General features: G+C 64.6%; 12 protein-coding genes. 7 read left to right on the top strand and 5 right to left on the bottom strand.

Going from position 1 to position 14,781, the window contains the following annotated elements; translation table 11 throughout:
• Window positions 1-163: 163 nt before the first annotated feature.
• From P3C39_RS12295 to P3C39_RS12270, 6 genes are read left to right on the top strand one after another with little or no spacing between them, the layout of a single operon-like run.
• The gene (locus tag P3C39_RS12295; protein WP_027161092.1) at window positions 164-1,018 is read left to right on the top strand and encodes a xanthine dehydrogenase family protein subunit M; all 855 of its coding nucleotides are present in this window, start codon (window positions 164-166) and stop codon (window positions 1,016-1,018) included.
• Complete coding sequence (locus P3C39_RS12290; RefSeq protein WP_275953270.1) at window positions 1,015-3,849, top strand: molybdopterin-dependent oxidoreductase; 2,835 nt, start codon at window positions 1,015-1,017, stop codon at window positions 3,847-3,849. Before P3C39_RS12295 ends, P3C39_RS12290 begins: the two co-directional genes overlap by 4 nt.
• A complete protein-coding gene (locus P3C39_RS12285; protein ID WP_064992808.1) occupies window positions 3,846-5,387 on the top strand; it encodes a 6-hydroxynicotinate reductase in 1,542 nt (513 codons plus the stop codon). Before P3C39_RS12290 ends, P3C39_RS12285 begins: the two co-directional genes overlap by 4 nt.
• Entirely contained in the window at window positions 5,387-6,271 is an 885-nt protein-coding gene (locus P3C39_RS12280; protein ID WP_275953271.1) for a UPF0280 family protein, read from the top strand. Before P3C39_RS12285 ends, P3C39_RS12280 begins: the two co-directional genes overlap by 1 nt.
• Window positions 6,264-6,848: an amino acid synthesis family protein gene (locus P3C39_RS12275; protein ID WP_224674701.1), complete on the top strand. Its 585-nt coding sequence runs from the start codon at window positions 6,264-6,266 to the stop codon at window positions 6,846-6,848. The genes P3C39_RS12280 and P3C39_RS12275 overlap by 8 nt, the downstream gene beginning before the upstream one ends.
• A complete protein-coding gene (locus P3C39_RS12270; protein WP_013528454.1) occupies window positions 6,845-7,306 on the top strand; it encodes a MarR family transcriptional regulator in 462 nt (153 codons plus the stop codon). Before P3C39_RS12275 ends, P3C39_RS12270 begins: the two co-directional genes overlap by 4 nt.
• 42 nt (window positions 7,307-7,348) lie before the next feature.
• Here P3C39_RS12270 and P3C39_RS12265 read toward each other — a convergent pair whose 3' ends face one another.
• Genes P3C39_RS12265 through P3C39_RS12255 form a run of 3 tightly spaced genes read right to left on the bottom strand, consistent with a single transcriptional unit; the run spans window position 7,349 to window position 11,210 of the window.
• Window positions 7,349-8,317: a substrate-binding domain-containing protein gene (locus P3C39_RS12265; protein WP_013528455.1), complete on the bottom strand. Its 969-nt coding sequence runs from the start codon at window positions 8,315-8,317 to the stop codon at window positions 7,349-7,351.
• Window positions 8,314-9,630 carry an ABC transporter permease gene (locus P3C39_RS12260; RefSeq protein ID WP_013528456.1) on the bottom strand — a complete coding sequence of 439 codons (1,317 nt, stop codon included), beginning with the start codon at window positions 9,628-9,630 and terminating at the stop codon, window positions 8,314-8,316. The genes P3C39_RS12265 and P3C39_RS12260 overlap by 4 nt, the downstream gene beginning before the upstream one ends.
• Window positions 9,627-11,210, bottom strand: coding sequence for a sugar ABC transporter ATP-binding protein (locus tag P3C39_RS12255; RefSeq protein ID WP_064992803.1), 1,584 nt, complete (start codon window positions 11,208-11,210; stop codon window positions 9,627-9,629). Before P3C39_RS12255 ends, P3C39_RS12260 begins: the two co-directional genes overlap by 4 nt.
• Window positions 11,211-11,430: 220 nt before the next feature.
• Here P3C39_RS12255 and P3C39_RS12250 point away from each other — a divergent pair, with 220 nt between their 5' ends.
• Entirely contained in the window at window positions 11,431-12,450 is a 1,020-nt protein-coding gene (locus P3C39_RS12250; protein ID WP_013528458.1) for a LacI family DNA-binding transcriptional regulator, read from the top strand.
• Window positions 12,451-12,483: 33 nt separating this feature from the next.
• On the opposite strand, the gene P3C39_RS12245 is transcribed toward P3C39_RS12250, so the two are convergent.
• Together P3C39_RS12245 and P3C39_RS12240 are read right to left on the bottom strand one after the other, a co-directional pair.
• Window positions 12,484-13,485 (bottom strand): LLM class flavin-dependent oxidoreductase, encoded by a 1,002-nt coding sequence (locus tag P3C39_RS12245; protein WP_275953273.1) that lies wholly within the window; start codon window positions 13,483-13,485, stop codon window positions 12,484-12,486.
• Window positions 13,486-13,553: 68 nt separating this feature from the next.
• Window positions 13,554-14,723, bottom strand: a complete 1,170-nt coding sequence (locus tag P3C39_RS12240) for an AI-2E family transporter (protein ID WP_275953274.1) — start codon at window positions 14,721-14,723, stop codon at window positions 13,554-13,556.
• Window positions 14,724-14,781 lie beyond the last annotated feature (58 nt).

The raw sequence follows: 14,781 nt of genomic DNA, 5'->3' as shown, positions 1-14,781 counted from the left end.
CAAGCCATAACAAATGCGTGCCGGCGGCGCCGCGGCAAACTCCGGCTTTGACAAATCCTGCCAGCTTGATATCATTTGCATACGAATGAATTTTCCGACCCCTGTGCTGGAAGGATCTTTCGAAGTACCAGCTCTGGAAGGCCTCTTTTCGGGAAGGCAAAGCGTGATCCGTTACGCGAAACCCACCTCGGTCGACGAAGCGCTCGCTTTGCTTGGCGAGGGCGCCTGGCGCATCCTTGCCGGCGGCACCGATTTCTATCCGGCACAGGGCAGCAAACCGATCCGCGACAATGTTCTCGACATTAACGGCCTGGCGGCGCTGTGCGGCATTGCCGAGACGAGCGACCATTTCGTCATCGGCGCGCGCACGACCTGGACCGACATCGTCCGCCATCCCTTGCCGCCGGCCTTCGAGGCGCTGAAGCAGGCGGCGCGAGAGGTCGGCTCGGCGCAGATCCAGAACGTCGCCTCGGTCGCCGGCAATCTCTGCAACGCCTCGCCTGCCGCCGACGGCGTGCCGGCCCTGCTCGTCCTCGATGCCGAGGTCGAGCTGCGCTCGGTGGCAGCGACGCGGCACCTGCCGTTGCAGGACTTCATTCTCGGCAACCGCCGTACGGCTCTGCTGCCCGGTGAGATGGTCACTGCGATCCGCGTGCCGAAGCCCAGCGGCACGTCGGCTTTCGTCAAGCTCGGCGCCCGGCGCTACCTCGTCATTTCCATCGCCATGGTGGCAGCACGTCTGGCCGTCGACAATGGCACCGTCCGGCAAGCGGCGGTCGCGGCCGGCTCCTGTTCGGTGGTGGCCAAGCGGCTGGCCGGCGTCGAAGCCGCGTTGTGCGGGCTGCCGGTGGATGGCGAGCTTGCCGATGCGGTCCTGTCCGCGCCGATGAGCGAACTGTCGCCGATCGCCGATGTGCGCGGCAGCGCCGAATACCGGCTCGATGCAGTGCGCGAGATTGTTGCCCGCGCCGTGCTTGCGGCTGTGGGGCGGACGACTGGCGAAGAGGTGGCGGCATGAGCCAGGTTCAACCTGACGTGCGTGAAGCAGTGCCCGACCTGGGCGCCGTTCGGCCTGCTCGCGGCCCGGAGCGCGTTGACATCGCCTTCGAGGTCAATGGCAGCGTCGTATCGGTCAATGTGCCGCCGCTGCGCCGGCTGTCCCTGGTGCTGCGCGACGAACTGGGGCTGACCGGCACCAAGGTCGGCTGCGATGCCGGCGATTGCGGCGCCTGTACGGTGCTGGTCGACGGCGATCCCGTCTGCGCCTGCCTGATGTCGGCGGCGTCCGCTGCCGGCGTATCGGTGACGACCGTGGAAGGGCTTGCCAACGGCCGGCTGTCGGCGTTGCAGGCCTCTTTCCTTGCCCATGGCGCGGCGCAGTGCGGGATTTGCACGCCCGCCCTGTTGGTTGCGGCGACGGCGTTGCTGGAGAAGAAGGCGAGCCCCACCGAGGTCGAGGTACAGGACGCGCTCGGCGGAATTCTGTGCCGCTGCACCGGCTACCGGAAGATCATTGCCGCAGTGATGGATGCCTCCCTGCAGGCAGCAAGCCTGGATTTCCGCTTGCCCCGGTCAGGCCACGCGATCGGTTCCTCGCCCATCCGGCTCGACGGCGTGCCGAAAGTCACCGGGGCTGAGAAATTCGGCAGCGATTCCTTCCCCGCCGATGCGCTGGCGGTGCTGGTGATCCGCTCTCCGCATTATCACGCCAGCTTCGCCTTCGGTGACCTCGATGGCTGGGCGAAGGCACATCCCGGCGTTGCCGGCGTCTTCACCGCAGCCGACATTCCGGGAAAAAACTGTTTCGGCGTCATCGGCCCGTTCGCCGACCAGCCGGCACTGGCCGAAGGGTTTGCCCGCCTTCGCGGTGAGGCGGTGGCGTTGGTCGCTGGCGAGCGCGAGGCGATGCTCGATATCGACCTCTCGGATTTTCCGATCCGCTGGACCGAATTGCCGCATGTTCTCCAATCCTGCGAAGCGCGCGCCGGCGGTGCCAAGCTCATCCATGAGAACAGACCGGCAAACCTGCTGACCTCCGGCTTCGTCGAACGCGGCGATCCGGAAGGGGCCCTTGCCGGTGCAGCGTTCACGGTTTCCGGCGTCATCGACACCTCCTATGTCGAGCACGCCTATATCGAACCGGAAGCCGGCTATGCCTATGTGGACGGCGACACGCTGGTCGTCGTCGCCTGCACCCAGGCGCCCTATATGGACCGCGACGAGACGGCGAAGGTGCTCGGCCTTGCCGTCGACAAGGTGCGCATCGTGCCGACCGCGACCGGCGGCGGTTTCGGCTCGAAGCTCGACGTCTCGCTGCAGCCGCTGATCGGCCTTGTGGCGATGAAGACAGGGCGGCCGGCGGCACTTGCCTACACCCGCACCGAATCGATGATGTCGACCACCAAGCGCCATCCGGCCGAGATGAAGGCGACCATCGGCGCCGATGCCGACGGCCTTGTCACCGGCATGATTTTTGAAGGCGATTTCAACACCGGCGCCTATGCAAGCTGGGGCCCTACCGTGGCCAACCGCGTGCCGGTGCACGCCTCCGGACCTTATGCGACGCCGAACTACCGCGCCGAAGGCCGCGCCATCCATACGCATGGGCCGATCTCCGGCGCCTTCCGCGGCTTCGGCGTGCCGCAAGCGACGATCATGCAGGAGACCCTCTACGATGAGCTGGCCGGCAAGCTCGGCATGGACAGGCTCGATTTTCGCCTGAAGAACTGCCTTCGTAACGGCTCCGAAACGGTCACAGGACAGCTTCTGGACTCGGGCGTCGGCATTGCCGAATGCCTCGAATCGCTGCGGCCGCACTGGGCGCGCGCAGCGGCCGATGCGGAGGCATTCAACAGTGCCAACACAGATAGGAAGCGCGGCCTCGGCGTCGCGTCCTGCTGGTATGGCTGCGGCAACACCTCGCTGCCCAATCCGTCGACCATTCGGGTCGGCATCGCGGCCGACGGCACGGTCATCCTGCACCAGGGCGCTGTCGATATCGGCCAGGGTTCGAACACGGTCATCGCCCAGATCTGCGCCGACGCACTCGGCCTGCCGCTGGAGAGATTCCAGCTGAAGAGCGCCGATACATCAATTACTCCCGATGCCGGCAAGACATCGGCCTCGCGCCAGACCTTCGTCACCGGCAAGGCGGCCGAAAAGGCCGGCCGCGCCTTGCGTGAAAAGATCCTGCGTTTCGCCAATGTTTCGGAAAAAGCCGCTCTCCAACTCGACGGCCCGGCGATCGTCATCCGCGAAGGCGAAGCCACGCGCCGCATCGACCTCACGACGTTGGACCTGGATGCCGAGGGCTTCGTCTTCCGCGCCGAGGAGAGCTACGACCCGCCGACGCTGCCCCTCGATGCCAAGGGCCAGGGCAAACCCTACGCCGTTTACGGCTATGGCGCGCAGATTGCCGAGTTGGAGGTCGATCTCAAGCTCGGCACGGTGAAGCTGATCAAGATCACCGCCGCGCATGATGTGGGCAAGGCGATCAACCCGCTGCTGGCCGAAGGCCAGATCGAAGGCGGTATCGCGCAAGGCATCGGCATGGCGCTGATGGAAGAGTACATCCCCGGCCGCACCGAGAACCTGCACGATTATCTCATCCCGACCATAGGCGACGTGCCGCCGATCGAGACCGTCCTGATAGAAGTTCCGGATCCGGAAGGACCCTTTGGGGCCAAGGGTTTGGGCGAGCATGTGCTGATCCCGACTGCGCCGGCAATCCTCAATGCCATCCGCCACGCCACCGGCGTGCTGGTCACCAAGATACCGGCGACGCCGACGCGTATCCGCGCTGGCATCCGCGAAAGAGATGGCATCCGCGAAAAGGAGGCACGCCGATGAGCGAGCTTGCCGAACGCTTCGAGACCCATGATCCCGGCGAGAAGCTGGTGGCGGAGAAGATCCGCTGCGATGCCTGCCCGGTGATGTGCTACATATCAGATGGGCGCACCGGCGCCTGCGACCGCTACGGCAATGTCGGCGGCAGGATCGTGCGGATGGACCCGCTGACCATCCTCGACCATGCGGCCGAGACCGGCGCGGCAATCGTGCCGTTCGTCGCCGAGGGCGAACAATGGGACGGCGAACTGGTCAACACCGGCCGCCGCTTCGTCACCGCAATCGGCGCCGGCACCACCTATCCCGACTACAAGCCGGCGCCGTTCATCGTCAGCCAGGAAGTCGAAGGCGTCGATCTCGTCACCGTCGTCACGGAAGGCATTTTTTCGTACTGCGGCGTCAAGGTGAAGATCGACACCGACCGGCATATCGGACCCGAGACGGCTATTGTGCGATCGCAAGGCGAGGCAATCGGCCATGTCACGACGGGCGAGTATGGCTCGCAGATGCTGTCGCTGGGCGGCGTGCATCATCTGACCGGCGGCTCGAAGGCCGAAGGACGCGCCACCTGCGACGCGCTGCTCAATCTGTGCAACCGCAAGCCGGTGGAACTGGCCATCGACGGCGGCGCCACCATAACAGTCGAAGCCGGCAAAGCGCCTGTCATCGACGGCAAGCAGGAACATCGCATGCGCGTCGGCTGCGGCTCGGCGACCATCGGCATGTTCGCCACGCAATGGCGCGGCCTTGTCGACGAGGTGGTGGTGGTCGACGACCACATCACCGGCGTCGTTTCCGAGCATCAGGCCGGCAAGGTGCTGGGCTGGCAGGACACAGGGATAAAGATCATCGGCCGCCGTTCGACGCCGGGCCGCTATTTCAAGGTGTCCGAGCCAGGCCTCGGCTGGGGCGGCACCAGCATTTCAGACCCGCTGTCGATCCTTGGCGAGTGGAACGCCAAGAAGGGTGCGCGGCCGGGCCTGTCGCTGCTGATGGTTTCGACCACCGGCGAGCAATTCGCCTATTACGAGCTCGACGACGAGTTGAAGCCGGTGCAAAAGCCGTTTCCGGAACGGCTGCAAAAGTCGGTCGGCCTGATCGAGGACAATTGCGAGCCGGCTTTGTGCACGGTGCTGTTCATCGGCGGCGCCGGCGGTTCGCTGCGCGCCGGCGTCACCGAAAACCCGGTCAATCTCACCCGCTCGGTTCAGGGCCTGACCACCTATGTCACGGTCGGCGGTGCGCCGGTCTATGTCTGGCCGGGCGGCGGCATCACGCTGATGGTCGATGTCACACGGGTGCCGGAAGGCGCCTTCGGCTATGTGCCTACACCGGCGCTGGTGGCGCCGATCGAATTCACGCTGCGCCGCGACGACTATGTCAGGCTCGGCGGGTACGAGGCCGAGATCCGCAGCGTCGAGGATATTGTCGCAAAAGGCGGTGAGTACCTGAATCCGCGCCGCGGCACAGGCGCCGAAGCCAACAATCCATGGCCGCCACTCGCGCAGCTACGTCGTGCCGGCTCGAATGGAGCCGGGTGATGCAAGGCCCGCAAGCGCATTGGCTGCAGGACGGCAAGCGGCTGCATCTCAACCACGGGCCGATCGACCTGATCGTCGAGGTTTTTGGTGAGGCGGATGAATGCCGCCGAGCCTATGAACAGGCCATAGCGCGCTTCCAGACGATCCTGGTGGAGCTGGTCGAGGAACTCCCCGAATTGCGGCTGCCGGCGTTTTTCCTGGCGCCGCGCACCTTCGCCGGCCCGACGGCGCGCCGCATGGAGGCAGCCGTCATGCCCCTGGCGGAATGCTTTATAACTCCGATGGCGGCCGTCGCGGGATCGGTAGCCGACGAAATGCTCGCCGCATTGCTTGCCGGTCGCAAGATCGAGCGCGCCTATGTCAACAATGGCGGCGACTGCGCGCTCCATATCGGCAAGGGCCAGTCGATGGGTCTGGCGGTAGCCGGTACCGGCAGCGGCATGGCCGACCGGATCACGATCCGCGCGGAAGATGGCGTTCGCGGCGTCGCCACCAGCGGTTGGCGTGGCCGCTCCTTCTCGCTTGGCATTGCCGACGCCGTCACCGTTCTGGCGCGGACCGGCGCCGAAGCCGATGCGGCGGCGACGCTCATCGCCAACGCGGTGGACCTGCCCGGCAATCCCGCCATCAAGCGCATTTCCGCACACGAACTGTCGCCCGACAGCGATCTCGGCTCGCGGCTGGTGACGCAAGGCGTCGGCACGCTTGCCTTTGGCGAAGTGGCGCGCGCGCTGGACAATGGCCTTGCCGTCGCCGAAGATTTTCGCCGGCGGGGGCTTATTGCCGGGTCGGCGCTGTTTCTCGGCGGCGAGATCCGCATCAGTGGCTCGGTTGCGCTTGCCGCGCCCAACGAAACTTCGAGGGAGGAAGTTGCCCATGCCTGAGTTTCCGATCCGCAAGATCGCGGTTCTGACCGAAGAGATCTTTCACGAGGGCGGGCCGGTGGCCAAGGTGCCGCGCCGCCGTGCCGCCGCCATGGCGCTGGTAAAGAACCCGTTCGCCGGGCGCTATGTCGAGGAGCTGCAGAGCGCCATGGACGATCTCAAGCCGCTCGGCCTGCTGCTCGCAGACCGGCTGATCGCGGCGCTCGGCGGCGACGTCAAGCAGATCGACGGCTACGGCAAGGGTGCCATTGTCGGCGCGGCGGGTGAGCTGGAACACGGCGCCCTCTGGCATGTGCCCGGCGGCTACGCCATGCGCGAGCGGCTCGGCGACGCCAAGGCGATCGTGCCGTCGGCCAAGAAGGTCGGCGCTTTCGGTTCGAAGCTCGACGTGCCGCTCGGCCACATCAACGCCGCCTATGTGCGCAGCCATTTCGACGCCATGGAAGTCGGCATGTCCGATGGTCCGCGCCCCGACGAGATTCTGTTCTGCCTCGCCATGACTTGTGGCCCGCGCATTCACGATCGCATGGGTGGTCTCGCGGCCGATGACATCAAAGCCTGGGATGGGCTGCGGTGAGCGGCGAGGACAATCTGCTCAAGCTGGTCGAGGTCGAGGCGCCGGACGACCAGGATTACCTCCTGCAGGAGCAGGTCGGCTTCATCCTGCGCAAGGCGCATCAGCGCCATGTCGCGATCTTTGCCGCGCATATCGGCGATCTGACGCCGCCGCAATTCGCGGCGCTGGCCAAGCTGCGTGACGTCGGCGAGACCTCGCAGAACCAGCTCGGCACGCTGATCGCGATGGATGCGGCGACGGTCAAGGGCGTCATCGACCGGCTGAAGGCGCGCGGCCTGGTCGAGCTTTCCAGGCACGAGGTCGACAAAAGACGGCTGCTGGTCAATCTGACCGCGGCAGGCCGCGATGCCATCGAGCGCCTGATCCCGCTGGCGCGCGAGATCACAAAGGAGACGCTGGCGCCGCTCTCGGCCAAGGAGATCGCCACCTTCATGAAGCTGCTGGTGAAGCTGGCTTAGACCCGCCGGGCGCCAAAGGAGGCACCCGGCAGGAAGTTTGCCTCAGAGGCCGTTGTCCTTCAGCACCTGGGCGGCGTTTTCCTTGGTGATCTTCTCGGTTGGCAGGGTAATGGTCTTTTCGACTTTCTCGCCGTTGAGGAACTTGATCGCCTGGCGCAGGCCTTCGGCACCGGGAGTGACATAGGTGAAGGTCGCCGTCAGCTCGCCCTTGTTCACCATCTGCACGCCTTCATTGGGCAGGCCGTCGATACCAATGAACTTGATGTCCTTCTCGCGGCCGACATCCTTGGCGGCGAGATAGGCGCCATAGGCCATCGGGTCGTTGTGCCCGTAGACGAGATCGATCTTCTCGTTGCTCTTCAGCGCGTTGGCCATCAGATTGTAGGCCTGGTCCTGCTTCCAGTCGCCCGATTGCTGGTCGAGCAGATATTTGATGCCCGGCTCCTTGTCGGTGAATTCGTGAAAGCCGTCATGGCGGTCATGCGCCGGCTGGGTGCCCATGCCGCCCCAGATCTCGACGACGTTGCCTGCAGCCTTGCCCTTGCCGCCCAGCAGCTCGACGGCATATTCGCCGGCCGCGCGGCCGATCAGCGCGTTGTCACCGCCGACGAACTGCGTGTAGTCCTTGGTGTCGACATTGCGGTCGAGCACGAAGACCGGGATCTTGGCGTCGATCGCCTGCTGCACGACGCCGGTCAGGCCGGCCGATTCCTTCGGTGACACCAACAGCGCATCGACCTCCTGGCGGATCAGGTTCTCGACATCGGCGACCTGCTTTTCGGTCTTGTCCTCGCCGTCGGTGATGATCAGCTCGACCTCGGGGTGCTTGGCGGCTTCGGCCAGGATGTCCTTGTTGAACTGCGCGCGCCAGGGCTCGATGGTCGTCACTTGGGAGAAGCCGATCTTCCACTTCTTGTCCTGAGCGTAAGCGTTGCCGGTGGTCAGCAGCGCGGTGGTGGTCAGCAGTGCCGCGGTCACGGCGGCAAGCTTCAGCATGTCACGTCGTTTCATTTTTTGTTTCCTCCGAGATTGAGAGACGGTGTCTCTTGCGACGGCCGCTTTGCCGCGGCCGTTTCCTTGTGCGCCGATTGCCCGCCGGGCAGGCGCAGATAGGCCAGGAGATCACCGGCATTGCGCTCCTGCACGAGCACGGTGCCGATGATGATCATCCCCTTCAGCACCAGCTGAAGGTTCGAATTGATGTTGTGGAGCTGCAGGATGTTGGAGAGCAGACCGAAGATCAGCACGCCGCAGAACGTGCCGATGAGGCTGCCGCGCCCGCCCATCAGGCTGGTGCCGCCTATGACCACAGCGGCAATGGCGTCGAGCTCCAGCCCGGCGCCGGCATCCGGCTTGCCTTGCCGGTACTGCGCAACATAGAGCACGGCGGCAATGCCGGCGAGCAGCCCGGAGACGGCATAGGTGGCGATCTTGACGCGGCCGGCGGCGATGCCGGAGAGGCGCGCCGCCTCCTCGTTGCCGCCGATGGCATAGACATAGCGGCCGAACGGCGTGAAGCGCAGCACCGCGCCGTAGATCACGATGGCGCCGAGGAAGAACAGGCCCGGCATCGGGATGATGCCGAACACCAGCGAGCGCAGGATCTCGAAATCGGCGGTGGCGTTGGAGCCGGTATAGACCGGCAGCACCGCATTGTTCTGGCCGGCGGTCAGCCGTGCGATGCCGAGCGCCGTCACCATCATAGCCAGGGTGACGATGAAGGGCTGCAGCCGTCCGGCAACGATGATGAAGCCGTTGAGCGCGCCGAACAGCAAACCAACGCACGGCGCCACCAGCAGCACGCCGAGCACGCCGAATTTCGGCTCGATCTGCGGCAGCAGAAACCACAGCGACAGGCAGCACAAGACCACGCCGACGACGGCGGGCGTGATCAGGCCGCGAATCCCGTCCAGCCTGATCTCGCGGACGAGATCGGCGCCGGCACGGGACTTTGCCAGGTTCTGGAAGATGAAGCGGGTGACGACGAAACCGAGGCAAAGCGCCACCAGCGCGACGGTCGGCACGCCCAGCACGACGCCCGGCGTCACGCCTGGGACCGTCAGCAGCATGGCACAGACCACCGAGCAGATGGCCATCAGCGAGCCGACGGAGAGATCGATGCCGCCGGTGATGATGACAGCCGTCATGCCGGTGGCGATCAGCCCGGTGGTCGAGACCTGGCGCAGCACGTCGAGCAGGTTGCCGTAGGAGAGGAAGATGTTGTTGCCCTTGGAACTCATCGGCGAGCCCAGCACGCCGATCAGGAAGATGGCGATCAGGCCCCAGTAGAGCTTGGTACGGGACAGGAGTTTCAGGGCAGTCATGCGGCTGGTCTCGATATGGTCCTGCGCGGGGCGGCGAGACGCATGATGGCCTCCTCGCTGGCCGCGTCGCGGGAAAGAATGCCTGTCTGGCGGCCATCGGCCATCACCAGGATGCGGTCGGAGAGATGCAAAAGCTCCGGCAGTTCGGAGCTGATGACGGCGATGGCCAGTCCATCGCGCGCCAGCTTGAAGATCAGGTCGTAGATCTCGCGTTTGGCGCCGACATCGATGCCGCGCGTCGGCTCGTCCAGCAACAGCACCCTTGGCCTGGTCGCCAGCCACTTGCCGATGACGACCTTCTGCTGGTTGCCGCCGGACAGCGTGCCGGCAGGCTGGTCGATGTCCCGGCAGCGGATGCCGAGCGCCTTGACCGCCTGCCGCGCCAGCCCCTGCTCGGAGGCCAGCGAGCGGATGCCGAAGCGGGCCAGCGACCCGACCAGCGGCAGCGCGACATTGTCTGCGATCGAAGCCTGCAGATGCAGGCCTTGCGTCTTGCGGTCCTCGGTGACCAGTGCAATGCCCAGCCGCCTTGCGTCGCGGGGCGAACGGATATCCACAGGCCGGCCGTCGACCTGGATTTCGCCACCGGTGCGGCCATCGCTCGAGCCGAAGATCGCTTCCAGGATCTCGGTTCGGCCCGAACCCAGCAGCCCGCCAATGCCGAGGATCTCTCCGGCGGCAAGATCGAAGCCAACGCCGTCGATCACCGTGCGCCAGCCATGCGCATCGGGCTTCGACAGCGACAGGTTTTCGACCGAAAGCACAATGTTGCCGCCGGAGTGGCGCTCTTCCTGGGAGGAAGCGAGCAGGTTGCGTCCGACCATCGCCGAAATGATCGCATCTTCGTCCAGCCTGGCCATCGGCTCGGTCAGTACATGGCGCCCGTCGCGAAACACGGTGACGCGGCTGGCCAGATGCATGACCTCGTCGATGCGGTGCGAGATGTAGACGATGGCGACACCGCTCTCGGCAAGCTGGCGGATGATGCGGAACAGCCGCTGGCATTCGGCCGGCGACAGCGCCGAGGTCGGCTCGTCCATGATCAGGATGCGTGCCGACATCGACAGCGCCTTGGCGATCTCGACCAGCTGCTGCTCGCCGACACGCAGGGCACCGACGCGGGCTTGCGGATCGAGCTCGATGCCGAGCCGCTGCAACAAAGCGCCCGCCGCGCGGCTGCTTGCCTTGCGGTCGACAATCAGCCCGGCGATCAGCTTCTCGCGGCCAAGGAAGATGTTGTCGGCGACGCTGAGTTCGGGCACCAGGTTGAGCTCCTGATGAATGATGGCAATGCCGGCATCCTCGGCGTCGCGTACGCCAGCGAAATTGACAGGGTGGCCATCGACGCTGACCGTGCCTTCATAGCCGGTGTAGACGCCGGAGAGGATCTTCATCAGCGTCGACTTGCCGGCGCCGTTCTCGCCCATCAAGGCATGAACCTCGCCGCGCCGCAGCTCGAAGCCGACATCGACCAGGGCGGCGATGCCGCCGAAGCTCTTGGAAATATGCTCGGCGCTCAGAACGGTGTCCGACCGATCGGCAGCGCCGTGCTGCGGGGAAAGGGAACTGCTCTCTCGCATGACAATGGCGGCCTCCCTTCCGTCCTCGTCAACTTCCCGCAAACGCTAATCTAAACGTTTCGATCATGTCAAGCTGATATGAGGTGCCGCATGTTTACTGCATTTCGATTCTTGCTAAAAAGGACAGGATTCCGTACGTATTGGCCGGCAAGGGTGGCGAAACGTTTCGAAAATGACAGCATCAGGGCAAAAAAAACACCGGAAATCCACCGCGCCCACCATGCTTCATGTGGCTGAAGCGGCACGTGTGTCTGTCGCCACCGTTTCGGCGCTGATCAACGGCACGGCGACGGTCAGTCCGGAGCTTAGCCAGCGCATCGAACAGGCGATCCGCGATATCGGCTACAAGCGCAACGCGATCGCCCGCAGCCTGAAGATGGGCACGACCCGCACGATCGGACTGACCGTGCCGCACATCACCAACCCATTCTTCACCGATGTCGTCTCGGTCATCCAGCAGGCCTTCGACCGGGCCGGCTATGCCGTCATGCTGTGCTGCACGGACGAGGATTTGAATACCCAGGACGATCAGATCAAGCTGCTGCTCGACCGCATGGTCGACGGGCTGATCGTGGCGCGCGTCGGCGACGGCGCGATCCTCAAGCGGATCGTCGACGACGCCAACGTGCCGGTGGTGCTGCTCGATCGTATCTGCAAAGGCGTCGACACCGATGCCGTGGTGCTGGACAACCAGCGCGCGGTGTTCGACGCCATCACCTATCTGATCAATCTCGGCCACCGGCGCATCGGTTACATCACCGGCACGTCGGACATTTCGCCGATGCATGACCGCATGGCGGGATATCGCGAGGCGCTTCACGCCGCCGGCCTGCCGATCGCGGAGGAGCTGATCCGCTTCGGCAATTTCCACGAGATCGACGGCTACAACGCGACCATGCAGATGCTGTCCTCGCACGATCGGCCAAGCGCGATCTTCTCGGCCAACAACCCGATGGTGATCGGCACCATGAAGGCGATCCGCGACATCGGCCTGTCCTGCCCGGAAGACATTTCAGTTGCCTGCTTCGACGACTTTCCATGGTCCGACGTGTTTCAGCCGCAGCTGACCACCGTCGCGCAGCCGGTGCAGGCGATCGGCGAACAGGCGGCCAATCTGCTTCTCGACCGTCTCGCCGGCAACAGGGACGCGCCGCCGCGCAAGCTTTTGCTCAAGGGCCGGCTGATGATCCGCAATTCATGCCGCCCGCTCGGGGCGATTGCGCAGAGCGTGAGCGCATAGTTTTTCGCCCAGCATATATCGTACCAGAACTTCTCAGGCCGCCTGCGACAGCGATTTGTGCGCCTCGGCCAGGATCTCGAACGACCGCACCCGCGCCGCATGATCAAAAATCTGCGCGGTGACCATCAGCTCGTCGGCGCCGGTGCGGCGCACGAAGGCATCGATGCCTTGCCGCACCGTTTCCGGGGAGCCGACGACGGCGCAGGACAATGCCTGGCCCAGCATGGTCTTTGCCATCGGATCGAGATCGCGGTCATAGTTCTCGACAGGTGGCGGCAGCCGTCCGGCCCGGCCGGTGCGCAGATTGACGAAAGCCTGTTGCAGCGAGGTGAACAGCAAACGAGCCTCGGCATCGGTGGGCGCGGCAAAGACGTTGAGGCCAAGCATGACATGCGCCTTGTCGAGCTGCTCGGAGGGTTGGAAGCGCGAGCGGTAGACATCCAGCGCGTGATCCAGATCCGCCGGCGCGAAATGCGAGGCGAAGGCATAGGGCAGGCCGAGCATGGCGGCAAGCTGCGCGCCGTAGAGGCTGGAGCCGAGGATCCAGACCGGCACGCCCTGGCCTTCGCCGGGCACGGCACGGATGCGTTGGCCTTCCTCGGCCGGCTGGAAATAGCCCATCAGCTCGACGACATCCTGCGGGAAATTGTCGACCCCGGCCTCGAGATTGCGGCGCAAGGCGCGGGCGGTACCCATGTCGGTGCCGGGCGCCCGGCCGATGCCGAGATCGATGCGGCCCGGATGCAATGCGGCCAGCGTGCCGAACTGCTCGGCAATCACCAGCGGCGAATGGTTGGGCAGCATGATGCCGCCGGCGCCGACACGAATGGTCTTGGTGCCGCCCGCGACATGGGCAATGACGACGGCTGTGGCGGCACTGGCAATACCCGGCATGTTGTGATGCTCGGCCAGCCAGAAACGCTTGTAGCCCAGGCGCTCGGCATGGCGGGCAAGATCGAGCGAGTTGGCCAGCGACTGCGAGGCATCGCTGCCTTCGACGATCGGCGACAGGTCGAGAACGGAAAGAGCGGTCATGGGTGGGATCCTGTGTCAGGACCGCATGTAGGAAGCATCCGGCGGCGCCGCAAATTCAAAAATATTGATCAGCCTTTGACAGCTTCGGGGTCGGCGATGTCGTCCTCCTCGACGACAACCGCGTGCTGCGCGGCGAGAAAATTGCCGACATGGCTGAGCCCATCGAAATGATCGCAGAACACCTTGATGACGACCAGCAGCGGCACCGCCATCAGGGCGCCGACGAAACCCCACAGCCATGACCAGAAGGCGATGGCGATAAAGATCGCCACGGCGTTGATCTCGAGGCGCCTGCCGACCACCATCGGCGTCACGAACTGGCCTTCGACGATGTCGCACAAGATCACGAAGGCCGGCGCCAGAAGCGCGTAGAAGATGGTATCGAAGCTGATCAACGCCATGACCGTGACAAGCACGATGGTGATCAGTGCTCCGACATAGGGCAGGAAATTGAGCAGGGCGGCAGCAACGCCCCAGACCAGCGGATTGGGCACGCCGAGCGCCCAAAGACCGAGAGCGATGACCGTGCCGAGGCCGGCATTGATGATGGTGACGGTGAGCAGATAGTGCGAGATTTCGCGTTCGACGTCATAGACGACGCGCAGCGCCCGCTTCTTTTCGCTGAGGCTGGCGAAGGACTGGATGATCTTTTCATAAAACATCGTGCCGGAGGCGAGCAGGAACAGCGACAGCACGAAGATGATGGTGAGGCCTGTTCCCGCCGACAGGATGTTGCTGGCGGCCGCCGACAGGATGCCGGACTGCGCTACCGCCACCTTCTGAATGCCCGACTCCTGCGAGGTCTCGGTCAGTTGTTCGATCTGATGCGAAATCTGCATGATCTTCTCGAGCGGCTGTCGCAATTGCGCCAACCGTTCGGTGAGCTTCTGGCCGATCGACGAGGTGTTGTTGATAAGATCGATTATCGGGCCACTGAGCAGATAGCCGGCGGTGGCGAACACACAGAGGGACAACAGCACCAGAAGGGTTGCCGAGATCACTTCCGGGATACCGTGCTTGCGCAGCAGCCGGACGATCGGCGTCAGCGTCAGCGCCAGCAGGAAAGCCAGAAGCACTGGCATGAAAAAGGCGCGGGCGAAGTAGAGCGCGTAGATGGCCATGAACAGGAAGATGCCGATCAGCAACGAGCGCATCAGACGCGTGTCGGCGCGAGCCGCGGCGCGCGAATCCGGTTCATCGGAAATGTCCTGACCCCAGGCTGTGGGTTCGGTTTTCATGGTCACCCCCTCAAGCCGGCGCCCCTTCGCACGGCAATCGCCTCCATGAAACGCAGAG

It is taken from the genome of Mesorhizobium sp. XAP4, assembly GCF_029269325.1.
In the GTDB taxonomy this organism is placed as follows: Bacteria; Pseudomonadota; Alphaproteobacteria; order Rhizobiales; family Rhizobiaceae; genus Mesorhizobium; species Mesorhizobium ciceri.
This window is presented reverse-complemented; position numbering and strand designations above follow the sequence as displayed.

What these genes read in the sequence shown, in the direction of transcription:
- P3C39_RS12275 (WP_224674701.1), top strand. Translation starts at nt 6,264, where the DNA reads ATGCCTGAGTTTCCGATCCGCAAGATCGCGGTTCTGACCGAAGAGATC.
- P3C39_RS12260 (WP_013528456.1), bottom strand. Translation starts at nt 9,630, where the DNA reads ATGACTGCCCTGAAACTCCTGTCCCGTACCAAGCTCTACTGGGGCCTG.
- P3C39_RS12240 (WP_275953274.1), bottom strand. Translation starts at nt 14,723, where the DNA reads ATGAAAACCGAACCCACAGCCTGGGGTCAGGACATTTCCGATGAACCG.
- P3C39_RS12250 (WP_013528458.1), top strand. Translation starts at nt 11,431, where the DNA reads ATGCTTCATGTGGCTGAAGCGGCACGTGTGTCTGTCGCCACCGTTTCG.
- P3C39_RS12285 (WP_064992808.1), top strand. Translation starts at nt 3,846, where the DNA reads ATGAGCGAGCTTGCCGAACGCTTCGAGACCCATGATCCCGGCGAGAAG.
- P3C39_RS12280 (WP_275953271.1), top strand. Translation starts at nt 5,387, where the DNA reads ATGCAAGGCCCGCAAGCGCATTGGCTGCAGGACGGCAAGCGGCTGCAT.
- P3C39_RS12290 (WP_275953270.1), top strand. Translation starts at nt 1,015, where the DNA reads ATGAGCCAGGTTCAACCTGACGTGCGTGAAGCAGTGCCCGACCTGGGC.
- P3C39_RS12245 (WP_275953273.1), bottom strand. Translation starts at nt 13,485, where the DNA reads ATGACCGCTCTTTCCGTTCTCGACCTGTCGCCGATCGTCGAAGGCAGC.
- P3C39_RS12255 (WP_064992803.1), bottom strand. Translation starts at nt 11,210, where the DNA reads ATGCGAGAGAGCAGTTCCCTTTCCCCGCAGCACGGCGCTGCCGATCGG.
- P3C39_RS12265 (WP_013528455.1), bottom strand. Translation starts at nt 8,317, where the DNA reads ATGAAACGACGTGACATGCTGAAGCTTGCCGCCGTGACCGCGGCACTG.